Below are 24,118 nucleotides of genomic sequence, written 5' to 3'. Positions count from 1 at the left end.
AAACATGTCCCTTGTTGTGCCCCCGTACCCGCCGCCCCGCTACACCAAGGACGAACCGGAAATCAGCGCGTGGCTCAAGCGCGCCGACCAGCCGCCCGACTACGAGACGTTCGGGACCAAGTACCACTACCTGGCCAACCAGCAGGCCACCGACGGCGACTACGGCCTGTACCGGGTCGACATCGCCCCGGCAGGCGGCGGTCCGCCGGCGCACTATCACCGGGCGATGTCCGAGGCGTTCTTCGTCCTGTCCGGGACGGTGAAGCTCTTCGACGGCAACGAGTGGCTCGACGGCCACCAGGGCGACTTCCTCTACGTCCCACCCGGCGGCGTGCACGGATTCCGCAACGAGGCGGACGCACCGGCGTCGGTCCTGATGCTGTTCGCGCCCGGCGCGCCGCGGGAGGCCTACTTCGAGGGCTTCGCGGCGCTGGCCGACATGACCGACGACGAACGCCGGGAGTGGTTCATCCGCCACGACAACTATTGGGTGCAGTAGCCGGGTTAATGCTGGGCGAACATTCGGTGTTGAGCGGCGATGACCGGCCGGGCCGCGACGTAGGGTTTGGCCGTGCAGGCCAAGAAGCCGCAGTCAAAGCGGGAAGCCGCGTGGGCGCGGACCAAAATCGAGATGGCGCGCAGCGCCCCGATCAGGGCCGCGGAGCGGGTCACTCGGCTGCGGCAGGGCAGCCGGCCGCCGTCGCCAACCATATTGCGGCAAGCCAGAACTGGGGCTCCGGCCCGGCACCGCGGCGAGCGAGGGGTGCGCATCATTCGCCGCCACCGCGCCGCGCCGGCCGCTAGCCAGCGAATCGGTAGTCGCCGTCGACCAGCTCGCGCGTCCGCTCGAAGAACGTCCGGCCGCTGTAGGGCAACTGGGTGACGACCTTGCCGCTGGGGTGCCGGAAGTAGTTGGTGCAGGCGAGCCAGACCTTGCCCACCATGGCGGCCTGGATCTCGTCGTTGTAGCGGCGCTGCGCCGCGGCCGTGACCTCGATGGTGCGCGCGCCGCGATCGCCCATGACGTCGAGGATGTGGCGGACGAACGTGGTCTGCGCCTCGTGGATGTACAGGATCGAGTTGACGCCGTTGGTGTTCGGGCCGTACAGCGTGAAGAAGTTCGGATACCCGGCGATCAGCGTGCCGAGGTAGGCCTCGGCGCCCCCGCTCCACTCGTCGCGGAGGTGGCGGCCGCCCGACCCGTACACGTCGATACTCGCCAAGTAGTCGGCGGCCTTGAACCCGGTGCCGTAGATGACGGTGTCGACGCGGTGCTCGACGCCGTCGACGGTGCGCACCCCGCGCTCGGTCAGCTCGGCGATGGCGGTCGTCTCCAGGCTCACGTTGGGCAGGGCGAACGTCGGGTACCACTCGCGCGACATCAGCGGCCGCTTGCAGCCGACGGGATAGTCCGGTGTCAGCTTGGCGCGCAGCTCGGGATCGGCGACCTTGCGCATCAAGTAGCTGCGGGCCAGCTCGGTCGCCTCGCGCGTCTGCGCGGCGTCGACGTCGAAGTCGGATGTCTCGTAGGCGTCGAACGCCTCGTCGCGCAGCTTGCGCGCCGTCTCAGGGTGGCGCTCGAACTCCGCGTGCTGCTCGGGGGTGAACGGGAAGTCGAACCGCGGCGCGATCCAGATCGGGGTCCGCTGAAACACGGTGAGGTGCGCGGCTTCTCGCGCGATCGCGGGCACGTACTGGATGGCGCTGGCGCCCGTTCCGATGGACGCGACCCGCTCCCCGGCCGTCGGCTTGCTGTGATCCCAACGCGCCGAATGGAATTGGCGCCCGCGGAACCGCCGCGCGCCGGGAATGTCGGGGACGTGGGGCACGTCGAGCATCCCGACGGCGCTGACCACGACGTCGAAGTGGTGCTCGGCGCCGTCGCCGGTGCCGAGCGTCCACCGCCGCTCGGCGTCCGACCAGCGCACCGTGGTGATCTCGGTGTGGGCGCGCAGATGCGGTGCCAGCTGATGGTCGGCGGCGACCTTCTCCAGATAGGCCAGGATCTCGGGCTGGTTGGCGTAGGTCTTGCTCCAGCGCGGGTTGGGCGCGAACGAATACGAGTACAGGTGCGACGGCACGTCGCAGGCCGCGCCCGGAAACGTGTTGTGCCGCCAGGTCCCGCCGAACCCGTCGGCCCGGTCGAAGATGGTGAAGTCGTAACCGCCCTGGGCGAGTTGGATGCCCATCGCGATGCCGCCGGCACCCGCGCCGATGATCCCGACGCGCGGCTTCACCCCCATTGCGCGAAGTACGGTCGCTCGGGGCGGCTCTTTTCCACCAGGATGAACACCACGCCGAAGGGGTCGACGAACCAGGTGGTGCGCACCCGCGCGACGTCGGCGATCCCGCTGACCAGGAAGCGCACCCCTTTGCTCTCCAGTTCGGCGCGCGTGGCGTCGAGGTCCTCGCAGATCAGGCCCACGTGCGAGAGCCCGTGGTCGGTCAGGGCGCGCTCGGCACTCGAGCCGTCGACGTTGAGGTATTCGATGACCTCCAGCACCCGGTCGCCGTCGTCGCCGAACCCGACGATGGCCGCCTTCATGCTCGGGTCGGCGACCAGCTCGCCCATGTCCTCGCGAATGGCGTTACCGCTCATGACGTACGGCGGCGAGAGCACACGCAGGCCCAATACGTCCCGGTAGTACGCCACTGCGGCTTCGCAGTCGGGCACGCACACCCCGGTGTGGGCCAACCCGGTAATCACGTTCTCAACCTTACGTTCCAGGCCGCCGAACGGGGAGGGCCGATAATGGCCGGGTGCGTTCAGTCGAAGAGCATCAGCGAGTCGTAGCGGAGATGATCCGCGCCCGCCCGGCGGTCGCGGTCGCGCTGGCCGAGGCCCAGGGGCTGGTGCTGGCCGACGAAGTGGTGGCGTCGCTGGCGCTGCCGGTGTTCGACAACTCCGCGATGGACGGATACGCGGTGCGCGCCGAGGACGTCGCGGGCGCCACGCCCGAACACCCGGTGGTGCTGGAAGTCGCCGAGGACATTCCGGCCGGGCGCATCGACGAGCTGGCCCTGCAACCGAAAACCGCGCACCGCATCATGACCGGCGCGCCCCTGCCGGCCGGCGCGACGGCCGTGGTGCCGGTCGAGGACACCGACGGCGGCGTCGAATCCGTGACGATCCGGGCGCCGCGCCCGGAGGGCGCCCACATCCGGCGGGCCGGCGAGGACGTCGCGCCCGGCACCACCGTCCTGCGCAAGGGCCAGGTGGTCACGCCGGCGGTGCTCGGCCTGGCGTCGGCGCTGGGCATGGCGGAACTGAAAGTCATTCCGCGCCAACGGGTCCTGGTGATGTCCACCGGCTCGGAGCTGGTGGCGCCCGGCGCGCCGCTGCGGCCCGGGCAGATCTACGAGTCCAACTCGATCATGCTGGCCGGGGCGGTGCGCGACGCCGGCGCCGAGGTGATCGCCGTCGCGACCGCCGAAGACGATGTCGCACAGTTCACTTCGATCCTCGATCGCCACGCGGCCGGCTGCGACCTGATCATCACCAGCGGCGGCGTCAGCGCCGGCGCCTACGAGGTCGTCAAGGACGCGTTCGGGCGGGACGGCGACCAGGGGGTGGAGTTCGTCAAGGTGGCGATGCAGCCGGGCATGCCGCAGGGCATCGGGCGGGTGGCCGGCGCGACCATCGTGACGCTGCCGGGCAACCCGGTCAGCGCGCTGGTGTCCTTCGAGGTCTTCATCCGCCCCGCGCTGCGCCGCGCGATGGGCCTGCCCGACCCGGAGCGGCCGCACCGGCCCGCGGTCCTGGCCGAATCGCTGACCTCGCCGCGGGGCAAACGCCAGTTCCGGCGGGCGATCCTCGACACCGACGCCGGCAGCGTCACCAGCTACGGGCCGCCGGCCTCGCACCATCTGCGGTGGCTGGCGTCGGCGAACGGGCTGCTGGACATCCCGGAGGACGTCGTCGAGGTGCCCGCGGGGACCGAGCTGCAAGTCTGGGACCTGACCTAGTCCGTAAGATGGCCGCCGTGGCAAGACGCCCCCGCAGCCCTTCTTGTCAGGAAGGCCCGGCCTTCGATGCTCCGGCCTTCAGCCCGCAGCACGCCCTCGAGTTGGTGCGCTCCGCCATTCCGCCGGTTCACCCGGCCGGGCGGCCGTTCATCGCCGCCGGCCTGGGCGCGGCCCTGCTCGGGCGCAACCACCGCTGGCTGCGCCGGGCGGGCCTGCTGGCCGCCGGCGCCTGCGCCGGGTTCTTCCGCCATCCCCCGCGGGTGCCGCCCTCCCGGCCCGGCGCCGTCGTCGCCCCCGCCGACGGCGAGATCTGCGTGATCGACGCGGCCGCCCCGCCGGCCGAGCTCGGCATGGGCGACGCGCCGCTGCCGCGGGTCAGCATCTTCCTGTCGCTGCTGGACGCCCACGTGCAGCGGGCCCCGGTGAGCGGCGAGGTGATTGACGTGCAACACCGGCCGGGCCGCTTCGGGTCGGCCGACCTGGCCGCGGCGAGCACCGAGAACGAGCGCACCAGCCTGCGGATCCGGACCGACACCGGCGCCGACGTGGTGGCGGTGCAGATCGCCGGGCTGCTCGCGCGCCGCATCATCTGCGACGCCCGCGTCGGGGACAAGCTGTCGATCGGCGACACCTACGGCCTGATCCGGTTCGGGTCCCGGCTGGACACCTACCTCCCGCCCGGGACGGAGCCGCTGGTGAAGGTGGGCCAGCGCGCCGTCGGCGGCGAGACCGTGCTGGCCGAACTGCGATGACCGACAAGCGCCGGGATAGGCGAACCGCGAGCCTGCAACTTTTGCCCAGCGCGATGACGGTGCTGTCCATCTGCGCCGGCATGACGTCGATCAAATTCGCCCTCGACGGCAAGCCGATACCCGCGATGGCGCTGATTGCCGCGGCGGCGATCCTGGACGCGCTGGACGGACGGGTGGCCCGCATCCTGGGCGCCCAGTCGCGGCTCGGCGCCGAGATCGACTCCCTGGCCGACGCGGTGAACTTCGGGGTGACACCCGCCCTGGTGGTCTACGTGATGCTGCTGTCGAAGTGGCCGGTCGGCTGGGCGGTGGTGCTGCTGTACGCGGTGTGCGTCGTGCTCCGGCTGGCCCGGTACAACGCCCAGCAGGACGACGAAACCCAGCTCGCCTACCAGCACGAATTCTTCGTCGGGATGCCCGCGCCGGCGGGCGCGGTCTCCATGATCGGCACCATCGGCCTCAAGCTGCAGTTCGGCGAGGGCTGGTGGACGTCGGTGTGGTTCCTCGCGATCTGGATCACCGGCACGTCGATGCTGATGGTCAGCGCGATCCCGATGAAGAAGCTGCACACCGTGGCGATTCCGCCGAACTGGGCGGTCCCCCTGCTGGCGGTGCTCGCGGCCGTCGCGGCGGCCGCGGTGCTGGAGCCCTACATCCTGATCTGGGTCATCATCATCGCCTACCTGTGCCACGTCCCGTTCGCGGTGCGCACCAAGCGCTGGCTCGACAAGCACCCGGAGGTCTGGGACGACAAGCCCAAGCAGCGCCGCGCCGTGCGGCGCGCGAACCGCCGGGCGCAGCCGAACCGCCGGTCGATGACGCGGCTGGGGCTGCGGAAGCCGAGCGGGCGCCTGCGATGATCCCGGCCTCCGGCAGTCAGCTCACGCTCACCGCCAGGCTGAACACCTCCGCCGTCGACTCCCGCCGCGGCGTCGTCCGAATACACCCGAATGCCGTTGCTGCCCTTGGCATCCGGGAGTGGGACGCGGTCTCGCTGACCGGGTCGCGGACCACCGCGGCCGTCGTCGGCCTGGCCGGCCCGGACGCCCCGGTCGGCATCGTGCTGCTCGACGACGTGACGCTGTCCAACGCCGGGCTGCGCGAGGGCACCACGGTGATCGTCAGTGCCGTCACCGTCTACGGCGCGCGGTCGGTGACGCTGTCCGGCTCGTCGATGGCCGCCGCCTCGATCACGCCGGTCACCCTGCGGCAGGCGTTGCTGGGCAAGGTGATGACGGTCGGCGACGCCGTGTCGCTGCTGCCGCGCGACCTGGGTCCGCCGTTCTCGACGTCCGAGGCCACCCGGGCGCTAACCTCCTCGGTCGGGATCAGCTGGACCTCGGAGCTGCTGACCGTCACCGACGTCGACCCGCAGGGGCCGGTCAGCGTGCAGCCGAACTCGTTGGTCAGCTGGGGAACCGGGGTCCCGGCGGTGGCCGGGCCGCGCGAAGAGCTGCCCACCGGCACCCCGGAGATCCTCGTCGAGGAGCTCAAGGGCTCGCAGCCGCAGGCCGCCAAACTCGCCGAATGGCTCAAGCTCTCGCTCGACGAGCCGCACCTGCTCGAGAGCCTGGGTGCGACCACCAACCTCGGTGTGCTGGTGTCGGGCCCGCCCGGGGTGGGCAAGGTGACGCTGGTGCGCGCGGTGTGCGACGGGCGCAGGCTGGTCGAACTCGACGGGCCGGAGGTGGGCGCGCTGGCCGCCGACGACCGGCTGAAAACCGTTGCCGCGGCGGTTAAGAAGGTGCGCGACGGGGGCGGTGTCCTGCTGATCGCTGACGTCGACGCGCTGCTGCCGGCCACCGCCGAGCCGGTGGCCGCCCTGATCCTCGGCGAGCTGCGCGCCGCCGTCGCCACCGGCGGCGTCGCGTTGATCGCCACCTCCGCACACCCCGACCAGCTCGATGCCCGGCTGCGCGCCCCCGACCTGTGCGACCGCGAGCTGGGCCTGCCGCTGCCCGATGCCGCCGTCCGCAAGGCGCTGCTCGAGGCGCTGCTCAAGCCGGTGCCCACCGGCGATCTGGACCTCGACGAGATCGCCAGCCGCACACCGGGTTTCGTCGTCGCCGACCTCGCCGCGCTGGTGCGCGAGGCCGCGCTGCGGGCGGCCTCACGGGCCAGCGCCGACGGGCAACCACCGAAGCTGACCCAGGACGACCTCGTCGGTGCGCTGACCGTCATCCGGCCGCTGTCCCGCTCGGCCAGCGCGGAGCTGACCGTCGGCAACGTGACCCTCGACGACGTCGGCGACATGGCCGAGGCCCGCCAGGCCCTGACCGAAGCGGTGTTGTGGCCGCTGCAGCATCCGGACACCTTCGCGCGGCTCGGCGTGGATCCGCCGCGCGGCGTGCTGCTTTACGGCCCGCCCGGCTGCGGCAAGACGTTCATCGTCCGCGCGCTGGCCAGCACCGGGCAGCTGTCCGTGCACGCGGTCAAGGGCTCCGAGCTGATGGACAAGTGGGTGGGCAGCTCGGAAAAGGCGGTGCGCGAACTGTTTCGGCGCGCGCGCGATTCGGCGCCGTCGCTGGTGTTCCTCGACGAGGTGGACGCGCTGGCGCCCCGGCGCGGGCAGAGCTTCGACTCCGGCGTGACCGACCGGGTGGTGGCCGCGCTGCTGACCGAGCTCGACGGCATCGACCCGCTGCGCGACGTCGTGGTGCTGGGCGCCACCAACCGGCCCGACCTGATCGACCCGGCGCTGCTGCGCCCGGGCCGGCTGGAGCGCCTGGTGTTCGTCGAACCGCCGGACGCCGCCGCCCGCGGCGAAATCCTGCGCACCGCTGGCAAATCCATGCCGCTCAGCGACGACGTCGACATCGACTCGGTGGCCGCCTCGCTCGACGGCTACAGCGCCGCCGACTGCGTCGCGCTGCTGCGGGAGGCCGCGCTTACCGCCATGCGGCGATCCATCGACGCCTCCGACGTGACGGCCGCCGACCTCGACGCGGCCCGCAAGACCGTCCGCCCGTCGCTGGACCCCGCGCAGGTGGAGTCCTTACGCGCGTTCGGCAAAGCTCTCTAGCACCGCGCGCGCCGACGCCGCGACGTCGGCCTCGAGCCAGGGTGGCATCGGCTCGTCGTGCGCGTGGCGCCGGACGACGGCATACGGCAGGTCGGCCACCGCGCGCGCGACGGCGTCGACCGATCGCCGATCGCGTTTTCCGTAGAGCTGCTTCGCCAGGGCCGAAAGCCGGTCGGTCAGGGGCGCGTTCATCGCGGCGAGCGTCTCCCGGAAGGCCGCGTCGGGCTCGTCGTCGAGCAGGTCGGTGGGCCGGATCGTCAACAGCAACCGGGCGTCCGCGGGGAGCTCGCGGGCGAAGCCGACGGCGGCGACGGCCATCGCCACCGCCGTGTCGACGGCCGTGCCGGCCTCGGCGGCCAGCGCCCGCGACTGGAAGCGTTCGAGCGCCCGCAGCCATGCCGCCGTCAGGATGCCGTCGCGGTTGCCGAACCGGTGGTACAGCGTGCCGGCGGGCGCGCCGCTCGCCTGCGAGATCGCCGCGACGCTGGCCGCCCGCGGTCCCCCGTCGAGCACCAGGGCGCGGGCTGCGTCGAGGATCACATCGGTTTCATGCTTCCGCGGCGGCGCCATGATCTAGTACATTCCTTCTATATGGAACGATTACCCTATATCGATGAGCATGCCATAACCGTGGGCGCGAATCGCGACGACACGTGGTCGGCGCTGCTGCGGGTGATGTGCCGGGACCCGAACGACCCGTCGACCGTGCCGACGGGTTTCGTCCTGGACCGGGCGCGGCGCCCGGAGCTGTTCGCGCTCAAGGGCCGCCACCCGTTCGCGGTCTACCGGCTGGTGTTCGAGTTGGACGACGTGGCACCCGGCACCCGGGTGCGCGCCCAGACGTGGGCAGCCTTCCCCGGCCTCCACGGCAAGGCCTATCGCGCGCTGGTCATCGGAACCCGCGGACACCGGATCGTGGTGCGCGGGATGCTGCGACGCATCGCGGCGGCGGCGCTCGCCGGGGCCGGAGACGACTACACGGACGTCTTCGAAGTTCCCATCCCGCAAGGTGATTCGCGCACCGCGGAACGGGCGCTGCGCGACGCGGTGGGTCGAAAGCCGGGTGCGGGCGGAAGCCTGGTCGTGTGGGTCCACCGCCACGTGCTGCGACTTCGCCTGGGCCCGTACTCCTCGCCGGATCACATCATCGGCTGGCCGATCACCCGCTCGGATGACGACGAGATCGTGCTGACGTCGGGCGGGCCGCTGATGCGGGGCCGGCTGACGCTGCGGCGCCGGGACGGTCGCACCATGCTCATCACCGGCGTGCACTACAACCGGATCGCCGCCCGAACGGTGTGGGCCGTCGTCGGCCCCGTGCATCGGGCCGTGGCACCGGGGCTCGTGAAACGCATTGCGGCACACGCGTGAACCGTTCGGCTCGCCGGCTCGTGAGGAACTGCTGTAACCCGGTTGGCTACTAACCAGCATCCGACATTCACCCAGCAGAGCAGGACCGGTTTCGTGAAGTTCCCTGATGTCGCCCCGACGACGCGGGCCATGACGGTGGCGATCATGGTCTCGATGGTCGTGTTCCTCGACGGCACCGTCGTGAACCTGGCCTTGCCGGCCACGCAGCGCGACATCGGCGGGGGCATGTGCACCCAGCAGTGGGTCGTCGACGGCTACCTGTTGGCCGTGGCGGCCATGGTCCTGCCCGGCGGCGCCATCTCCGACCTGTTCGGGCGGATACCGGTGATGCGCGTCGGGCTGGCGGCCTTCGGGTTGGGCTCGGCGATGGCGGCCACCGCGGGCACCCCGTCGATGCTGATCACCGGGCGCCTCGTCCAGGGGTTGGGCGGCGCGTTCCTGGTGCCCGGTTCGCTGGCCCTGATCAATTCGACGTTCGCGCCCGGCAACCGGGCCGCCGCGATCGGATCCTGGACGGCGTGGACCGGCACCGCCTTCGCGGTGGGGCCGCTGCTGGGCGGGCTGGCCGTCGACTTCCTGGGCTGGCGCTGGATCTACGTCCTGTCCGCGCTCCCCATGGCCGTCGGTTTTGCGCTGACGTACTGGCTGCGCGGCATCCCCGGACCCTCCGGACGCGCCCCGCTCGACGTCGTCGGCGCCGCGCTGTCGGCGCTCGGGCTGGCCGCCACGGTGTACGCGCTGATCGAACAGGGCCGGCGGGGCTGGGCCGACCTACTGGTCCGGGTGGCGCTGGCGGTGGGCATCGCGGCGCTGCTGGCGTTCGTGGCCTGGCAGCGCCGCGCGCCCCACCCGATGGTGCCGCTGAGCCTGTTCGCGGCGCGCAACTTCGCCGGGGCCAACCTCGTCACCGCGTTCGTCTACGGCGGCATCACGATGGGTTCGCTGGCGATCGCGCTGTACCTGCAGGAGGTCGCGGGGTATTCGGCCACCGCCTCGGGCCTGATCACGCTGCCCAGCCCGATCATGTCGTTGCTGTTCTCCCGCGGCGTCGGCGGACTGGCCGCCTGGATCGGACCGCGCATCTTCCTGATGGCGGGTCCCGCGCTGGCCGGGCTCGGGCTGCTGCTCATCCGCCCGACCGCGCACGGCATGCACGCCGTCACCGACGTGTTGCCGGGCCGGATCGTGCTGGCCGTCGGCATGGTCCTCGCCGTCACGCCCCTGACCGTGGTCAATCTGTCCGCCGTCAAGTCCGCGCACAGCGGGATCGCGGCCGCGATCCAGAACGCGACGGGGCGCACCTCCGCGCTGATCGCGGTGGCCTGCGTCGGGGTGATCACCGCCAACCGGCTCACGGATGCCAGCTTCGCCCGGCTCATCGTCGTCAGCGCGGCGCTGTTCTTCGTCGGCGCCGCCGTCGGCGGCCTCGCCATCCGGAACGGGCACGCGCCGGCCGAGCTCGGCGCCGACATCCCGATGGAGCTCAACCCCGCGCGCTAACGCTACTGTCATCGAGCATGACCGAACGCCGCACCGCCCTGCAGGTGGTCGAGGGAATCGACCTGTCCGGCAAGACATGTGTGATCACCGGTGCGTCGTCCGGGCTGGGCCGCGAGTCCGCACGCGCGCTCGCCCACGCCGGCGCGCACGTCGTCCTGGCCGCCCGCAACCCCGACGCCCTGGCGCAGACGGCCGAGTGGATAGCGGCCGAGGTGCCGGGCGCGAGGGCCTCGACGGTGGCGCTCGACCTGACTGCGCTGGCCGGCGTCCGGGCCGCGGCGGGCGCGATCCGCGACATCGCGCCGGCGATCGACGTCTTGATGAACAACGCCGGTGTCATGTTCACGCCGTTCGGCCGGACCTCCGATGGCTTCGAAACGCAAATCGGCACAAACCATTTCGGCCACTTCGAGCTCACCAGGCTGCTCCTCCCGCAACTGGCGGCCGCCGGGCGGGCCCGCATCGTCACCCTGTCCTCCGGCGGCCACGTCATGGGTGACGTCGACTTCGACGACCCCAACTGGGAGACCCGCCAGTACGACAAGTTCGTCGCGTACGGCGCGTCCAAGACGGCGAACATCCTGCACGCGGTGGAAGCCGACAGGCGGCTGCGCGGCTCGGGCATCCGCGCCTACGCCGTCCATCCGGGCACCGTGGCCACCTCGCTGGCGCGCTACATGTCCCGCGCGGACTTTTCCGAGCTACGCACGATGGTGGCCGCCCGAGCCGCCGCCCGCGGCGAGGCGTCCGACGGCGGCCTGGACCTCACCACGCCCGAGCAGGGCGCGGCCACCCAGGTGTGGGCCGCGGTCAGCCCGGAGCTGGCGGACCGGGGCGCGCTGTATTTGGAAGACTGCCGGATCAGCGACGCGGTCGCGCCCTACGCGCGCGATGAGCAGCGCGCCGCGGACTGGTGGCTGTTGTCCGAAAAGCTATGCGACAGAGCGTGAATCGAGTGTGCAATCGAGCACTGTCAGCGACTTTGTCGGATCTCGTGTGCTCTGAGTTGATTTTCTAGGTCCTCGAAGAACTGTCGCAGGTTGACCGTCAACCCGGCACGAGTGGCGGTTTCCTGCCAGCGGGCTTCTATCGTCGCGATCTCGGAGATCGCAGCGCGCACCGCGGCCTTGCCTTTCCTCGTCAGGTGCACCAAACGGGCCCTGCCGTCGGAGGGGTCAGGCCGGAGCTCGAGGTAACCGTTGCGGCGCAAACCGTCGACCAACTCAGTCATCGCTTGTCGCGTCATGTCGGCACGCTGAGCAAGCGTCGTCAATCGTGTGCCTTCGGGGTCGAGGTTCTCGAAGACAACATGCTGCGCGGCAGTCATGTCGGTATATCCCGCGGCGTGTAGGCCGGCGATGAGCTCATCGATCATGAGTCGCGCGACCGATCGGACCACCGCGATCAAGGGCACGCCTCGCGTCCGCTTCGGAACCGCCATCTGATCATTTGACATTACGCAGGATGCATGCGCAATAATACGCAGGAATCCTGCGTATAACGACGCCGGCCAAAAGGTCAGAAGGGGCCCTCGATGAGAATCCGCAAGACAGACGCACCGACGTTCCGCGTGTGGCCACCAATCGCGCTCGGAGTTCCGCTTGTGTGCGGGTGGACGCTGACAGCAACCCTGGGGGATCCGGTCACGATGCCGTACCCGGTTCCACAATTGACCGGCGCAGCGCTCATATCGATGTTCGCGATTTGGAACGGATGGACGCTGTTGGTTATGGCGGCGAACCGCACGGCGATCCTGCCCGGCGGTTCGACCAACGGCGTACTGCGGTCCGGGCCCTTCCGGGTCAGTCGCAATCCGCTCTATCTCGGGCTGATCGCGCTTGACGCTGGGCTAGCTCTGCTCACGCCGTCCGTGTGGGCGTTGGTGTTCCTCCCCCTGGGTGTTGCTGCGCTGCGCTGGGGTGCGATCGGCCCCGAGGAGCATTACCTCGCAGCGAAGTTCGGCGCCGATTACGAGGCCTACCGGACCAGCGTCCGCAGGTGGCTATAGGAGCGCGGCTTGAGCCAACCCGATCGCTATCGATCAGGGTTCAGGCAGCGGCGTCCAGTCGGCCGACACCCGTGAGCTGAACCGCGGCGCCCGGCGATCCAGGAAGGCGCTGACCCCCTCGCGGGCGTCCGCGGTGCCCATCACGCGGTGGTGCAGCTGAGTTTCCAGCGACGCCACCTGTCGCGGGGTGTAGTCGTGGATGGCACTGTCCCACAGCAGTCGCTTGCACAGCGCGGCGGACATCGGCGCCACGTGGGCCGCGATGTCGCGGGCAATCTCCACCGCGTGGTCGAGCACCCGCTCGGCCGGCAGCGCCCGGTTGGCGATGCCGAGCGCCACCGCCTCGGCGCCCGTGAAGGTGCGCCCCGTCAGGAGCACCTCGGCGGCCACCCCCAGGGTGGCCAGGTGCGCCAGCGTCCAGTGCGACATGCAGTCGGGTATCACACCCCGGCGCACCTGCACCACACCGTATTTGGCGTCCTCGGCGACCACGCGGATGTCGGCCTGCAGGGCGATCGTCAGGCCGATCCCGATCGCGTGACCGTTGAGCGCGGCGATCACCGGCGTGCGCAGCTCGAAGGCGGGCGGGTCGATCGGCGACGCCGAGAACGCGCTGTCGTCCGCCGGAGCGTCGAACGGCGAGATGTTGCCCGAGAAATCCGCCCCGACGCAAAAGGCGCTGCCCGCACCGGTTACCACGATGGCGCGGACGTCGTCGTCGCCGTCGCAGTCGCGGTACGCCCGGCTCAGCAGCCGGCCCATCTCGGCGGTGTAGGCGTTGAGGTGTTCGGGGCGATTCAGCGTCAGGACCGCCACGCCCCCGTCGATGTCGATCGTCACGTCGGCGCTCATCGCATAGCCTCCTATTCGGACAGCTGGAACTCCACCATGTCGGCAAGCGCGTCCACGGCCTCGCTCAGCGCGGTGAAGCGATCGGCGGCCGACGGCGCCGACAGCACGGAGTACCGGTCGGCGGCGCCGATCGGGATGCGAGATGCCAACGCGAACAGGCGTTGTCCGGGATCGGATTCGCGCGGGCCCAGCAGGACGTCGCGCTCCGGCAGCCGCACGTCACGCGCCTGCGCGATCCGTTCGAACAGGGCGATCACCCGATCCTCGAGGTCAAGCAGCTGCGCGCCGGTGACCGGCTCACCCGGGTCGTCGGGCCAAAGCGTCACGGTCGCACGCGGATACGGGTCGTCGGGCAGCCACTGGCACACCCGGATCCGTTCGGCGGTGTGGCAGCGCAGCGCGTACCGGCCGGCGCCGAGGTCGGCGTGTTCATCGATCCGCGACAGGACGCCGACGTCGCAACGCGCGTCGCCGCCGCCGACCTCGCGGCCCTGCGCGATCAGCACGACGCCGAACGGCTCGTCGCGGTCGAGGCAGCGCCGCACCAGCGCGCCGTAGCGCGGCTCGAAGATGCGCAGCGGCAGCTCCTGCCCGGGCAGCTGCGCCGACTCGAGCGGAAACATCGCCCGCTCAAGGGGTTCGGTGTCACCCATCAGACGTCCAGCTCGGCCACCAGCGCGTCGACGACCGCGCGCAGGTCGCCGTCGTGCTCCTCGGCCACCCGCCGCTGCCGCTGATACGACGCGCCGCCGCGGTAGATGTCGGAAACCGCGGCCAGTTCGTCGACGCAATGCAACGACTTGGCGATCGGCTCCAGCCGGTTCAACACGTCGTCGAGGTCCTCGGTGACCAGCCGCTCGTTGCTCTCGGCGTCCAGGATGATCACCGCGTCCAGGCCGTATCGCGCTGCGCGCCACTTGTTTTCCTGGACATGCCAGGGCGGCATGATCGGCAGCGAGTCGCCGGCGTCCAGCCGGCGGTCCAGGTCCACGACCAGGCAATGCGTCAGGGCGACCAGCGCGCCGAGCTCACGCAGGTTGGGCACGCCGTCGCACACCCGCACCTCGAGCGTGCCCAGGTGCGGCGACGGCCTGATGTCCCAACGGATCTCGTCCATGTGATCGATGATGCCGGTCTTCTTCTGGTCGTAGACGAAGCCTTCGAACTCCGCCCAGGTCTGAAAGTGAAACGGCAGCCCGGCGGTCGGCAGCTGTTGGAACATCATCGCGCGATTGCTCGCGTAGCCGGTGTCCTCCCCGGCCCACCACGGCGACGACGCCGACAGCGCCAGCAGGTGCGGGTAGTAGTTGAGCAGCGAGGTCATGATCGGCATCACCTTGTTGGCCGACGAGATGCCCACGTGCACATGCACTCCCCAGATCAGCATCTGCCGTCCCCACCACTGGGTGCGCTTGATCAGCTCGGCGTAGCGCGGCGCGTCGGTGAGCTTCTGCGACGACCACTTGGCGAACGGGTGCGTGCCGGCGCAGAACAGCTCCATGCCGCGGTCCCGGACGATCCTGCGCGCGGGGCCCAGGGTTTCGCGCAGATCCTCCATCGCCTGCGCGGCGCAGTCACAGATGCCGCTGACCACCTCGACGGTGTTGCGCAGCAACTCCTTGTGCACGCGCGGGTTTTGGCCGATCTCGGCGATCACCGCGGGCGCTTCGTTGCTCAGGTCGCGGGTCTTCGCGTCGATGAGCGCGAACTCCCACTCCACGCCGATCGTCGGCCGCGGCGAGCGGGCGAAATCGATGTGAGCGCGGGACCTGCTAGCCGGCACCGATGACACCGCACGCCACCCGCTTGCCGGCGTCACCCGTCGTCATCGTCATCTGGTCGGGGCCCGGCGTTCCGTTGGCCTGGTTGTACCGATCGGACGGGATGTTGGCGAAGTTGTCGGCGCCGGCGTGGATGACGATCGCGGTCTTCTCGCCGGTCATCAGGTCCTCCATCGCGAAGGCGTCCGTGGTCGTCACCAGCATGCCGACCCCGTCCTTGCGAACCTGAAGAGAGGTCAGGTCGCCGCTGGCGGGCTCGGAGGAATGCCCGGGCGACTGGAAGTGCCCGCCGGCGGACAAAAAGTCGCCGGGCGCGCCGCCGGTCGGGGCCGTCGAATTGGCCTCGCACTTGCCGACCTTGTGGATGTGCACGCCGTGGAACCCGGGCGAGAGGTGGCCGGGGCCGCTCGTCGCGATCGTGATGGTGGCGTAGCCGTTGCTGAAGTCGAACTTCGCGGTCGCCACCTCGACGCCGTCGGGCCCCTTCAGCAGGGTCGTGATGCTGCGCCCCGCGGGCTGCTGCTGCTGATCGCCCTCGGTGCCCGCGCCCGCCGTCGGCGCGCTCGACCCGGTCCACACCGCGGGCGTGGTGCCGGGGACGGTCGAGGCGTGTTGGGGCGATGCGCACCCCGCCACCAATGCGATTGCGGACACGGCGGCGGCAGCGGCATTGCGGTGCTTGGACATAGCGAGAAGCCTATCCCGAGCATCGGCGAATCTCCGAGCAGCGGTCCTCAGCCCGTCACCAGGACGATGACGCCGGGCGGCTGGTCCTTGAGCGCCGGAATCCGCGGCTGGACGGGCGCTCCCAGCTTCTGGCCCACCGCGTCCGCGGTGGCGTGCTCGCCCTCGGCGTCGGTGAAGTACACCGTCGTGGCGGTGACGTCGGGGATCGTCAGGTTTCCGACGTCGGTCACCTTGAACCCGGCGGCCGTCAGCTGATCCTTGGTCTTTGCGGCGACGCCCTCTTTGGACGAGATGTTGTAGATGTGCACCTCGGCCTGGTTCGCGGGGGCGCTGCTGGTCGCGGCCGACGTGGTGGCGGTGCTGGTGACGCTGGATGCCGCCGACGACGACTCGTCATCGGACTTGCCGGAGGAACTGAGCGCCTGCCACCCGAGCAGCAGGAAGATGACGCCAAGGAACAACAGCACCATCACCATGGCCCGAAGGGGAAGGCCCGTGGAGTCGGGCACACGCTCTTTCATCGAGCCCCACTGTAGCGAGTCAGGTCACCTCGAAGCCGAGTCGGCGGGCGGCCCGCGCCTTCTGCCGGCTCGCGCGCAGCCGCCGCAGCCGTTTCACCAGCATCGGGTCGGCGGCCAGCGCCTCGGGCCGATCGACCAGCGCGTTGAGCACCTGGTAGTACCGCGTCGCCGACATCGAGAACAGCTCCTTGATGGCGTCCTCTTTTACCCCGGCGTACTTCCACCACTGGCGCTCGAACGCCAGGATGTCGTGTTCGCGACGGGTGAGGCCATCGGCGATTTCAGCGTCGTCCCCCGATCGATTTGCCCGCGCCATGGCGCTGTCCATATCCGCTTCCCCTGGACCCTTCCGGCGATTCTCAACGTGCTCGAATGACATGACTTACATAGGCGTTTCAAGGGCATGTTGCGCGCGAATATTGAACCACGCCGCGAACCCTCAAGCCGTAATCCAGACCCGCGAGTCGGCCGATTGGCTGTGATTGCCCGGCTCCCCCCGGCGTGCATCGTCGCCCCGAATAAGCTAGCCGATCATGGCAGTCGTACCCATACGCATCGTCGGAGATCCCGTCCTGCACGCCCCGACGACGCCGGTGGCCGTCGGCGCCGACGGTTCGCTGCCGGCCGACCTGCCCGAGCTGATCGCCACGATGTACGACACCATGGACGCCGCGCACGGCGTCGGGCTCGCCGCCAACCAGATCGGCTACGGCCTGCGGCTGTTCGTCTACGACTGCTCCGAGGACCGCGGCCTGACCGACCGCCGCCGCGGCGTCGTCATCAACCCGGTGCTGGAAACCTCCGAGATCCCCGAAACCATGCCCGACCCAGGCGACGACGACGAGGGCTGCCTGTCGGTCCCCGGCGAGTCGTTCCCCACCGGCCGGGCGAAGTGGGCGCGGGTGACCGGCCTCGACGCCGACGGCAGCCCGATCACCATCGAGGGCACCGGGCTGTTCGCGCGGATGCTGCAGCACGAAACCGGCCACCTGGACGGCTTCCTGTACCTGGATCACCTCATCGGCCGGCACGCGCGCGCCGCGAAACGGGCCGTGAAGTCACACGGCTGGGGCGTTCCCGGGCTGTCGTGGCTGCCGGGCGAGGGGCCGGACCCGTTCGGTCACTGATGGTCTCGTGGCCGGACCTGGGAACGCGGGTGACGGTTCGCTACCGGCTCCCCGCCGGATCGGTCCCGCCGCTGACCGACGCCGTCGGCCACCTGCTGGCCGTCGACCCGCTGGTGCGGGTGCGCACGAAAACGGGCGCGGTGGTGCAGTTCGCGCCCGCCGACGTCGTCGCGCTGCGGGCGCTGACCGACGCGCCCGTGCGCACCTCCGACATCCGGGCGCTCGAGCACGCGGCCGCCGCGGCCTGGCCCGGCGCCGAAAGCGCTTGGGTGGAGGGCTGGCTGCTGCGCGCCGAGCCGGGGGCCGGGTTATCCACCAATTCGGCTGTGCCGCTTGATATCTCGGCTCAATTGAGCGCCGTCCCCGCGATCATCGACTGGTACCGGGAGCGAAACCTCGAACCCTGGCTGGCCATCCCCGACCGCCTGCTGAGGCTCCCGCCCGGGGTGCGCAGCGAACGCCCCGAGCAGGTCCTCGTGCGCGACCTCTCCGGCGAGGTGCTGCTGGTCGGCGACGACGACGCCGACAACGTCGCGCTCGCCGCGTCCCTCGGCTTCCGGCTGCACCACCGCCGCCGCTACGTCCGCGCGATCGATACCGTCTAGCCATGCCCGACGGGACGGTGCGGCTGGCCACCTGGAACGTGAATTCGATTCGCACGCGCCTGGACCGCGTCCTCGACTGGCTGGCCCGCGCCGACGTTGACGTGCTCGCCATGCAGGAAACCAAGTGCGCCGACGGACAGTTCCCCAGCCTGCCGTTCTTCGAACTCGGCTACGAGGTCGCGCACGCCGGCTTCAACCAGTGGAACGGCGTGGCCATCGCCTCGCGCGTCGGCCTCGACGACGTCGCGATCGGCTTCGACGGCCAGCCCACCTGGACGTCCAAACCGGAGGTCGCCGCCACGGCGGAGGCCCGCGCGCTGGGCGCCACCTGCGGCGGGGTGCGGGTGTGGAGCCTGTACGTGCCCAACGGCCGCGCCGTCGGCGACCCGCATTACACCTACAAGCTGAATTGGCTTGCCGCGCTGCGGGATGCGGCGCAAGGTTGGCTGCGCGACGACCCCGCGGCACCGATCGCGCTGGTCGGGGACTGGAACATCGCCCCGACGGACGAGGACGTGTGGAGCACCGAATTCTATGCCGGCGCCACCCACGTCTCCGAGCCGGAGCGCCGCGCGTTCGACGCGATCGTCGACGCGCAATTCACCGACGTGGTAAGGCCTTTCACGCCGGGCCCGGCCGTCTACACCTACTGGGACTACACCCAGCTGCGGTTCCCGAAGAATCGGGGCATGCGCATCGATTTCATCCTCGCATCGCCGGCGCTGGCCGCCCGTGTGACCGGCGCGCAGATCGTCCGCGACGAACGCAAGGGCAAGGCCCCGAGCGACCACGCGCCGGTGCTGATCGATGTGAGCCAGGTTTAAGATCCATGTGAGCCCGGTTTTAAGAAGTTGCTCGTTGTACGCGCGTTTGTAACGTGGCAGGCTTTCGCCTTATAGATGCAGAGAACAATTTCGTTGTTGCTGTTAACCTCGCGTTCAACGGGTACACGGGTTGCCACGCGGTTCCCAGTGAGAGCGATGAGATACCAGGGAGTGATCATGGGTGTCGTCGGTGGGGCAGTACGCAGCGTGGGCAAAACGGTGGGTCGCGCGGCCGACGCGACCACGGCGGCCGCGGGCGCCGTGGGTGGCGCCGCGGTCAACGGAATCGTCGGCGGTGTCACGGGAGCCGCTGAGGGCGTGAAGCGCGGGATCAGCAGCGGCAGTCACTCGACGCCGGCGGCCGCGCTGGCGCTCGGCGCGATCGGCGTCGCCGGCCTGGTCGAGTGGCCGGTGCTGCTGGCCGTCGGGGGCGGGGCGCTCCTGTTGCACAGGATGAATCGCAAGCCCGGCAACGGCGCGGCGCCGAAGGCGAACCTCAAGCCGGTCCCGTCCGAGCCGTCGAAAAAGGCGGTGCCGCAAAAGGCCGCCAGCAAACCCGCGGCCAAGAAGACGGCCGGGCGTCGGGCCGGTTCCGCCGCATTGCGCAGCACCAACTAACTAAGAATCGTCCGGGGAGCCCTTGAGCATTGTCACGTCGTTACCACGATCGACGCCGCTGCGGGCTCTCACCGGACTGGCACAAGAGGCGCTTCACATCGCGGCGATTCCGCTGCGCGAGGGCGCCAGGGCGCTCACCGGCGACCTTCCCGCCGAAACGCTGAGCCGGCGCTGTTGGCGCGGCCCGGACCGCGCCTGGATCGAGGTGCGCGGCCTCGAGGACGCGAGCTCGGATGCGCTGGGCCGGGCCGTGCTCGACGGCCTGCGCGACCACCCCGGCGTCACGTCGGTGAGCCTGAACCATCCCCTGTCGCGCGTCGTCGTCACCCTCGGCGATCCGGACGCCTCGCTGCGTGACCTGTGCCGCGTCGTCGACGACGCCGAAAAGCGTTGCCGCTCAACCAACAAGGCGCCCGCAACGGCTTTGCCGGGCGACGGCGTGGTGGCGGCGACGCGGGCCGTGACGGTGGCCGCCAACGCGGCCGGGCTCGGCATCGCGCTGGCCGGGCGCGCGCTGCACTGGCCGCGGTTGCCGATCGGCGTCCAGGCGCCCATCGTGGCGATCGACTACCAGCCCTGGTTGCGGCGCCTGATCGAAGACCGCATCGGCGGGCCCGCGACGGACACCGTGCTGACGCTGGCCATGGCGGCCGCCGAAACCGTCACCCTCGCACCGGCTTCGCTGTCGGTGGGTCTGCTGATGCAATCGATGAAGGCCGCTGAATGCCGCGCCGAGGCCCGGGCCTGGCGCCGGCACGAACCCGAGCTGGCTCGCCACGCCGACCAACCGCCCACCGACGCGTCGTCGCCGCGGCCGCCGCGGGCGCGGGTGGTGGAACGCAGCGCGGGCCGCTTCGCGCTCGTCCAGGCGCTCGGCGCCGGGCTGGTCGCCGTCACCACCCGCAACCCGAACATGACCGCCACCGCCGTGCTGGTGACGGCCCCCAAGGCCAGCCGCACCACCCCGGAGGCGTTCGCCGCCGCCCTGGGACGCGGCCTGGCCGACCGGCACGCCGTCCTGTCGCTGCGGCCGGACGCGCTGCGCCGCCTCGACCGCGTCGACGCGATCGTCATCGACCCCCGGGTGTTGTGCACCAGCGGCATGCGGGTGGCGCGCATCCGCGGCGCCGACGAGCGCGAGCTGTCCGCGGCGTGGAACCGCGCCCAGCTGGTGCTGCAGAACAACGGCCAGCGGCCGGGCTGGCACCGGGTGCCCGGGATGTCGGCCAGCGAGCCACACGCGGCGGTCGAGGCGCTTTTCCGCCCGTCGCACGACCCGTTGGCGTCCGCCGTGGTCGCCGAGGCGCATCGCACCGGGGCGGACCTGGTGTCGGTCGACGTCGATTCGCTGGGCGAGCTGCGGCCCGCCTTCGACGAGATCACCCCGCTCGGCCACGGCTCGATCGACGACGCCCTCGCCCGCGCAGTCGCCGAGCTGCAACGGGCGGGTCACACGGTCGCCGTGCTGTCATCGGCTGGCGCACAAGCGCTTTCGTCCGCGGACGTGGCGCTGGGCGTGCTGCCGCGGCCCGGCGCCGGGGCGCCGCCCTGGTGCGCGGACCTCCTGCTGCCCGACCTGGCGGCCGCCTGGCGGGTCCTGCACGCGCTTCCGGCCGCCAAGGCCGCCACCCAGCGCGGGGTCGGGATTTCGGCCGGTGCGACGGCCATGGGATCGCTGCTGATGATCCCGGGCGTCCGCGGCCTCGGGCCCGGCCCGGTCACCACTGGCGCGGCGGCGGGCGCGCTGTCCGGCTACCTGCTGGCGCGCGGCATCATGACCGCGGACGCGCCGCGGCCGGCGGCCGTTCACGAATGGCACGCGATGTCGGTCGAGCAGGTGCGCAAGGCCCTGCCACCGCCCCCGTCGGAGGCGGACGCCTCGCCCGCGGGGCCTGCCCCGGCCCCGCCCAACCCGGTCTGGCAGCTCCTCAAGGCCGTCCGCGCCGAGCTGACCGACCCGCTGACCCCGGTGCTGGCGCTCGGGTCCGCCGCCAGCGCGGTGCTCGGGTCGCCCGTCGACGCCGTCCTGGTGTTTTCGGTCCTGACCGGCAACTCGATCCTGGCGGCCAGCCAGCGGCTGCGCGCCGAGAACCGCCTCGACCGCCTGCTCGCGCAGCAGATCCCGCCGGCCCGCCGGGTCGACACGGGCCCGGACGGCGAGCGCACATACACCGACGTCATCGCGGCGGAATTGCGGCCCGGCGACGTCATCGAAATCCGGACGCACGAGGTGGTGCCCGCCGACGCCCGGATTCTCGAGGAGGTCGACGTCGAGGTCGATGAGTCGACGCTGACCGGCGAGTCGCTGTCGGTGGAGAAGCAGGTCGACGCCACGCCGGGCGCCGAGCTCGCCGAGCGCCGCTGCATGCTCTACGCCGGGACCACCGTCGTCGCGGGCACCGCGGTCGCCGTGGTGACCGCGGTCGGGGCCGACACCCAGGAGCGCCGCGCCGCCGAACTGGTGTCCGGCGACACCTCGTCCGACATCGGCCTGCAGCACCAGCTCAGCCAGCTCACCAACCGGGCGTTCCCCGTCAGCGTCACCGGCGGCGCGCTGGTCGGCGGGCTGGGGCTGCTGCGCGGAACCGGCCTGCGCCAGGCGGTGGCCAGCGGCATCGCCATCGCCGTCGCCGCGGTCCCCGAAGGGATGCCGCTGGTGGCGACGCTGGCGCAGTCGGCGTCGGCGCGGCGGCTGACCAAGTACGGCGCGCTGGTCCGCGTTCCGCGCTCGGTCGAGGCGCTGGGCCGCATCGACGTCGTCTGCTTCGACAAGACCGGAACCCTCAGCGAGAACCGCCTGCGGGTGGCGGAGGTCCGCCCGGCGCCGGGCCACTCCCCCGAGGAGGTGCTGCGCCACGCCGCGCACGCCGCCCCGGCCGCCAACGGCAGCCCGCAGGCGCACGCCACCGACGCGGCCATCGTCGAGGCGGCGCTGCGTTCGCTCGACGGCTCGGCCCCCAGCGGGGAGGCGGACGCGCACCTGCCCTTCCGCTCCGGTCGGTCGTTCTCGGCCTCGGTCACCGGCACGGAGCTGACCGTCAAGGGCGCGCCCGAAGTGGTGCTGGCCGCCTGCGAGAACACCGGCCCGAAGATCCAGAAAGCGGTCGGCGAACTGGCCGCCGGCGGCCTGCGGGTGATCGCGGTGGCGCAGCGCCGGCTGACGGCGCAACAGGCCGAGGCGATCCGGGACGACCCGGACGACATCGCGGACTTCTGCCGCGACGGCCTGACACTCACGGGATTCCTCGGCCTGTCCGACACGCCGCGCCCCGAGGCGGTCGGCCTCCTCGCGAACCTGCGCCGGCAGGGGGTCGGCGTGAAGCTGATCACAGGCGACCACCCCATCACCGCGCTGGCCATCGCCCGGGAGCTGGGCCTGTCGGTGACCGACGAGCAGGTCATCAGCGGCTCCGAGTGGGACGCGCTGTCGCGCAAGGACCAGGAGCGGGTCGTGACCGAGCGGGTGATCTTCGCGCGGATGACGCCCGAGAACAAGGTGCAGGTCGTCCAGACGCTGGAGGGTGCGGGCGTGCTGTGCGCGATGGTCGGCGACGGCTCGAATGACGCGGCCGCCATCCGGGCCGCCACCGTCGGCATCGGCGTCGTGTCTGGGGGCAGCGACCCGGCCCACATGGCGGCCGACGTGGTGCTGGTGGACGCCCGCATCGAGGCGCTGGTGCAGGCCATCGAGGAGGGGCGCCAGCTCTGGCAGCGGGTGCAGGCGGCGGTGTCCGTGCTGCTCGGCGGCAACGCCGGCGAGGTGCTGTTCGCCGTCATCGGTGCCGCGATCACCGGCACGTCGCCGCTGAACACCCGGCAACTGCTGCTGGTGAACATGATGACCGACGCGCTGCCGGCCGCCGCCCTGGCGGTCAGCGAGCCGAGCACCCCGATCGACCCGGGCGTTCGAGGCCCCGACCAGCCCGCGCTGTGGCGCGCCGTGGCCATCCGCGGCGTCACGACGGCGGCGGCGACGACGGTGGCGTGGGCGATGGCCAGCGTCACCGGGCGCCCGCAGCGGGCCTCGACGGTGGCGCTGGTCGCGCTAGTCGGCGCGGAGCTGGGCCAGACGCTGCTGGATTCTCACGCCCCGCTGGTGGTGCTGACGGCGGTGGGCTCGCTCGGCGCGATGGGAACGCTGATCAGCATCCCGGTGGTCAGCCAGTTGCTCGGCTGCACACCGCTTGGTCCGATCGGCTGGGGACAGGCTCTGGGGGCAGCCGCCGGGGCGACCGTCGCGATAGCCGTTCTGAACCGGGTTTCGGACGGTTGGGGCACGCCGCACACGCTGCCACCAGGACCTGACTCGACGAACGCCGAGCCGGCCGATCGGACTGCCGAATCTCGACCACCCCGACCCGCCACAGCAGCGCATAGAGTTCCACCAGGGGCACCTTCAGCACCAAAGCGATCGACGAAACCAGGGGGTCGGACACGGAGTCGGTCGTCGACATAAGTCCGACGTTGGTCCGAGTACCCGGCGG

The 24,118-nt window shown here is 71.1% G+C and carries 24 protein-coding genes and 2 pseudogenes; 14 read left to right on the top strand and 12 right to left on the bottom strand.

Going from position 1 to position 24,118, the window contains the following annotated elements; all coding sequences use genetic code 11:
- Positions 1–4: 4 nt before the first annotated feature.
- Entirely contained in the window at positions 5–499 is a 495-nt protein-coding gene (locus AC5Y7V_RS04620) for a cupin domain-containing protein (protein ID WP_499878835.1), read from the top strand.
- A 5-nt stretch (positions 500–504) separates the two neighbouring features.
- Here the strand turns inward: AC5Y7V_RS04620 and AC5Y7V_RS04615 are convergent, their stop codons facing one another.
- The 3 genes from AC5Y7V_RS04615 to AC5Y7V_RS04605 form a co-directional block, all read right to left on the bottom strand.
- Complete coding sequence (locus AC5Y7V_RS04615) at positions 505–672, bottom strand: hypothetical protein (RefSeq protein ID WP_499878834.1); 168 nt, start codon at positions 670–672, stop codon at positions 505–507.
- Between the two features lie 128 nt (positions 673–800).
- Positions 801–2,243 (bottom strand): flavin-containing monooxygenase, encoded by a 1,443-nt coding sequence (locus AC5Y7V_RS04610; protein WP_499878833.1) that lies wholly within the window; start codon positions 2,241–2,243, stop codon positions 801–803.
- A complete protein-coding gene (locus AC5Y7V_RS04605; protein WP_499878832.1) occupies positions 2,234–2,707 on the bottom strand; it encodes a VOC family protein in 474 nt (157 codons plus the stop codon). Before AC5Y7V_RS04605 ends, AC5Y7V_RS04610 begins: the two co-directional genes overlap by 10 nt.
- 53 nt (positions 2,708–2,760) lie before the next feature.
- On the opposite strand from AC5Y7V_RS04605, the gene moeA reads away from it, so the two are divergent.
- From moeA to AC5Y7V_RS04585, 4 genes are read left to right on the top strand one after another with little or no spacing between them, the layout of a single operon-like run.
- On the top strand, positions 2,761–3,966 hold the full coding sequence (gene moeA, locus AC5Y7V_RS04600) for a molybdopterin molybdotransferase MoeA (protein ID WP_499878831.1): 1,206 nt from the start codon (positions 2,761–2,763) through the stop codon (positions 3,964–3,966).
- A gap of 17 nt (positions 3,967–3,983) precedes the next feature.
- Positions 3,984–4,718, top strand: a complete 735-nt coding sequence (locus AC5Y7V_RS04595) for a phosphatidylserine decarboxylase (RefSeq protein WP_499878830.1) — start codon at positions 3,984–3,986, stop codon at positions 4,716–4,718.
- Positions 4,715–5,578 carry a CDP-diacylglycerol--serine O-phosphatidyltransferase gene (gene pssA / locus AC5Y7V_RS04590; RefSeq protein ID WP_499878829.1) on the top strand — a complete coding sequence of 288 codons (864 nt, stop codon included), beginning with the start codon at positions 4,715–4,717 and terminating at the stop codon, positions 5,576–5,578. The genes AC5Y7V_RS04595 and pssA overlap by 4 nt, the downstream gene beginning before the upstream one ends.
- Positions 5,575–7,740, top strand: coding sequence for an AAA family ATPase (locus tag AC5Y7V_RS04585; protein WP_499878828.1), 2,166 nt, complete (start codon positions 5,575–5,577; stop codon positions 7,738–7,740). Before pssA ends, AC5Y7V_RS04585 begins: the two co-directional genes overlap by 4 nt.
- Here AC5Y7V_RS04585 and AC5Y7V_RS04580 read toward each other — a convergent pair.
- Positions 7,714–8,310, bottom strand: coding sequence for a helix-turn-helix domain-containing protein (locus AC5Y7V_RS04580; RefSeq protein ID WP_499878827.1), 597 nt, complete (start codon positions 8,308–8,310; stop codon positions 7,714–7,716). The two genes, AC5Y7V_RS04585 and AC5Y7V_RS04580, sit on opposite strands and share 27 nt — an antisense overlap.
- 21 nt (positions 8,311–8,331) lie before the next feature.
- Here AC5Y7V_RS04580 and AC5Y7V_RS04575 point away from each other — a divergent pair, with 21 nt between their 5' ends.
- From AC5Y7V_RS04575 to AC5Y7V_RS04565, 3 genes are all read left to right on the top strand, one after another.
- Complete coding sequence (locus AC5Y7V_RS04575) at positions 8,332–9,111, top strand: DUF2867 domain-containing protein (protein WP_499878826.1); 780 nt, start codon at positions 8,332–8,334, stop codon at positions 9,109–9,111.
- A gap of 93 nt (positions 9,112–9,204) precedes the next feature.
- Entirely contained in the window at positions 9,205–10,611 is a 1,407-nt protein-coding gene (locus AC5Y7V_RS04570) for an MFS transporter (RefSeq protein WP_499878825.1), read from the top strand.
- A gap of 17 nt (positions 10,612–10,628) precedes the next feature.
- Positions 10,629–11,561 (top strand): SDR family NAD(P)-dependent oxidoreductase, encoded by a 933-nt coding sequence (locus tag AC5Y7V_RS04565; RefSeq protein WP_499878824.1) that lies wholly within the window; start codon positions 10,629–10,631, stop codon positions 11,559–11,561.
- Between the two features lie 23 nt (positions 11,562–11,584).
- Here the strand turns inward: AC5Y7V_RS04565 and AC5Y7V_RS04560 are convergent, their stop codons facing one another.
- The gene (locus tag AC5Y7V_RS04560) at positions 11,585–12,010 is read right to left on the bottom strand and encodes a MarR family winged helix-turn-helix transcriptional regulator (RefSeq protein WP_499878929.1); all 426 of its coding nucleotides are present in this window, start codon (positions 12,008–12,010) and stop codon (positions 11,585–11,587) included.
- 135 nt (positions 12,011–12,145) lie between these two features.
- On the opposite strand from AC5Y7V_RS04560, the gene AC5Y7V_RS04555 reads away from it, so the two are divergent.
- Complete coding sequence (locus AC5Y7V_RS04555; protein WP_499878823.1) at positions 12,146–12,619, top strand: methyltransferase family protein; 474 nt, start codon at positions 12,146–12,148, stop codon at positions 12,617–12,619.
- 33 nt (positions 12,620–12,652) lie between these two features.
- On the opposite strand, the gene AC5Y7V_RS04550 is transcribed toward AC5Y7V_RS04555, so the two are convergent.
- The 6 genes from AC5Y7V_RS04550 to napA are packed head-to-tail and all read right to left on the bottom strand — an operon-like array spanning position 12,653 to position 16,788.
- Entirely contained in the window at positions 12,653–13,471 is an 819-nt protein-coding gene (locus AC5Y7V_RS04550) for an enoyl-CoA hydratase-related protein (RefSeq protein WP_499878822.1), read from the bottom strand.
- Positions 13,472–13,482: 11 nt separating this feature from the next.
- Positions 13,483–14,124 carry an LON peptidase substrate-binding domain-containing protein gene (locus tag AC5Y7V_RS04545; RefSeq protein ID WP_499878821.1) on the bottom strand — a complete coding sequence of 214 codons (642 nt, stop codon included), beginning with the start codon at positions 14,122–14,124 and terminating at the stop codon, positions 13,483–13,485.
- Positions 14,124–15,254, bottom strand: coding sequence for a glutamate--cysteine ligase (locus AC5Y7V_RS04540; protein ID WP_499878820.1), 1,131 nt, complete (start codon positions 15,252–15,254; stop codon positions 14,124–14,126). The genes AC5Y7V_RS04545 and AC5Y7V_RS04540 overlap by 1 nt, the downstream gene beginning before the upstream one ends.
- The gene (gene sodC / locus AC5Y7V_RS04535; RefSeq protein ID WP_499878819.1) at positions 15,244–15,939 is read right to left on the bottom strand and encodes a superoxide dismutase[Cu-Zn]; all 696 of its coding nucleotides are present in this window, start codon (positions 15,937–15,939) and stop codon (positions 15,244–15,246) included. The genes AC5Y7V_RS04540 and sodC overlap by 11 nt, the downstream gene beginning before the upstream one ends.
- A 47-nt stretch (positions 15,940–15,986) precedes the next feature.
- Positions 15,987–16,460 carry a LytR C-terminal domain-containing protein gene (locus AC5Y7V_RS04530; RefSeq protein WP_499878818.1) on the bottom strand — a complete coding sequence of 158 codons (474 nt, stop codon included), beginning with the start codon at positions 16,458–16,460 and terminating at the stop codon, positions 15,987–15,989.
- 19 nt (positions 16,461–16,479) lie between these two features.
- On the bottom strand, positions 16,480–16,788 hold the full coding sequence (gene napA, locus AC5Y7V_RS04525) for a nucleoid-associated protein NapA (RefSeq protein WP_066931013.1): 309 nt from the start codon (positions 16,786–16,788) through the stop codon (positions 16,480–16,482).
- Positions 16,789–16,993: 205 nt separating this feature from the next.
- On the opposite strand from napA, the gene AC5Y7V_RS04520 reads away from it, so the two are divergent.
- The 5 genes and pseudogenes from AC5Y7V_RS04520 to AC5Y7V_RS04500 all read left to right on the top strand — a co-directional run.
- Positions 16,994–17,587: a peptide deformylase gene (locus AC5Y7V_RS04520; RefSeq protein WP_499878817.1), complete on the top strand. Its 594-nt coding sequence runs from the start codon at positions 16,994–16,996 to the stop codon at positions 17,585–17,587.
- Positions 17,587–18,162 (top strand): annotated as a pseudogene (locus AC5Y7V_RS04515) (GNAT family N-acetyltransferase, cg3035/Rv0428c family); the annotation flags it as partial. The gene AC5Y7V_RS04520 and the pseudogene AC5Y7V_RS04515, both read left to right, overlap by 1 nt.
- 47 nt (positions 18,163–18,209) lie before the next feature.
- Positions 18,210–19,016 carry an exodeoxyribonuclease III gene (locus AC5Y7V_RS04510; protein WP_499878928.1) on the top strand — a complete coding sequence of 269 codons (807 nt, stop codon included), beginning with the start codon at positions 18,210–18,212 and terminating at the stop codon, positions 19,014–19,016.
- Between the two features lie 177 nt (positions 19,017–19,193).
- Positions 19,194–19,634: a hypothetical protein gene (locus tag AC5Y7V_RS04505; protein ID WP_499878816.1), complete on the top strand. Its 441-nt coding sequence runs from the start codon at positions 19,194–19,196 to the stop codon at positions 19,632–19,634.
- Between the two features lie 643 nt (positions 19,635–20,277).
- A pseudogene (locus AC5Y7V_RS04500) lies at positions 20,278–23,826 on the top strand (cation-translocating P-type ATPase); the annotation flags it as partial.
- Here the strand turns inward: AC5Y7V_RS04500 and AC5Y7V_RS04495 are convergent.
- Entirely contained in the window at positions 23,792–24,088 is a 297-nt protein-coding gene (locus AC5Y7V_RS04495) for an Rv1535 domain-containing protein (RefSeq protein ID WP_499878927.1), read from the bottom strand. The pseudogene AC5Y7V_RS04500 and the gene AC5Y7V_RS04495 sit on opposite strands and share 35 nt — an antisense overlap.
- Positions 24,089–24,118 lie beyond the last annotated feature (30 nt).

The organism is Mycobacterium sp. NGS34 (genome assembly GCF_059812845.1).
Note: the sequence above shows the minus strand (reverse complement) of the source record. Positions and strands in the feature narration are given on the sequence as shown.

Excerpts from the sequence above, each read along its gene's own strand:
- AC5Y7V_RS04620 (WP_499878835.1), top strand. The coding sequence starts at position 5 with ATGTCCCTTGTTGTGCCCCCGTACCCGCCGCCCCGCTACACCAAGGAC.
- AC5Y7V_RS04610 (WP_499878833.1), bottom strand. The coding sequence starts at position 2,243 with ATGGGGGTGAAGCCGCGCGTCGGGATCATCGGCGCGGGTGCCGGCGGC.
- pssA (WP_499878829.1), top strand. The coding sequence starts at position 4,715 with ATGACCGACAAGCGCCGGGATAGGCGAACCGCGAGCCTGCAACTTTTG.
- AC5Y7V_RS04585 (WP_499878828.1), top strand. The coding sequence starts at position 5,575 with ATGATCCCGGCCTCCGGCAGTCAGCTCACGCTCACCGCCAGGCTGAAC.
- AC5Y7V_RS04580 (WP_499878827.1), bottom strand. The coding sequence starts at position 8,310 with ATGGCGCCGCCGCGGAAGCATGAAACCGATGTGATCCTCGACGCAGCC.
- AC5Y7V_RS04575 (WP_499878826.1), top strand. The coding sequence starts at position 8,332 with ATGGAACGATTACCCTATATCGATGAGCATGCCATAACCGTGGGCGCG.
- AC5Y7V_RS04565 (WP_499878824.1), top strand. The coding sequence starts at position 10,629 with ATGACCGAACGCCGCACCGCCCTGCAGGTGGTCGAGGGAATCGACCTG.
- AC5Y7V_RS04555 (WP_499878823.1), top strand. The coding sequence starts at position 12,146 with ATGAGAATCCGCAAGACAGACGCACCGACGTTCCGCGTGTGGCCACCA.
- AC5Y7V_RS04550 (WP_499878822.1), bottom strand. The coding sequence starts at position 13,471 with ATGAGCGCCGACGTGACGATCGACATCGACGGGGGCGTGGCGGTCCTG.
- AC5Y7V_RS04545 (WP_499878821.1), bottom strand. The coding sequence starts at position 14,124 with ATGGGTGACACCGAACCCCTTGAGCGGGCGATGTTTCCGCTCGAGTCG.
- sodC (WP_499878819.1), bottom strand. The coding sequence starts at position 15,939 with ATGTCCAAGCACCGCAATGCCGCTGCCGCCGCCGTGTCCGCAATCGCA.
- AC5Y7V_RS04530 (WP_499878818.1), bottom strand. The coding sequence starts at position 16,460 with ATGAAAGAGCGTGTGCCCGACTCCACGGGCCTTCCCCTTCGGGCCATG.
- napA (WP_066931013.1), bottom strand. The coding sequence starts at position 16,788 with ATGGACAGCGCCATGGCGCGGGCAAATCGATCGGGGGACGACGCTGAA.
- AC5Y7V_RS04520 (WP_499878817.1), top strand. The coding sequence starts at position 16,994 with ATGGCAGTCGTACCCATACGCATCGTCGGAGATCCCGTCCTGCACGCC.
- AC5Y7V_RS04505 (WP_499878816.1), top strand. The coding sequence starts at position 19,194 with ATGGGTGTCGTCGGTGGGGCAGTACGCAGCGTGGGCAAAACGGTGGGT.
- AC5Y7V_RS04495 (WP_499878927.1), bottom strand. The coding sequence starts at position 24,088 with ATGTCGACGACCGACTCCGTGTCCGACCCCCTGGTTTCGTCGATCGCT.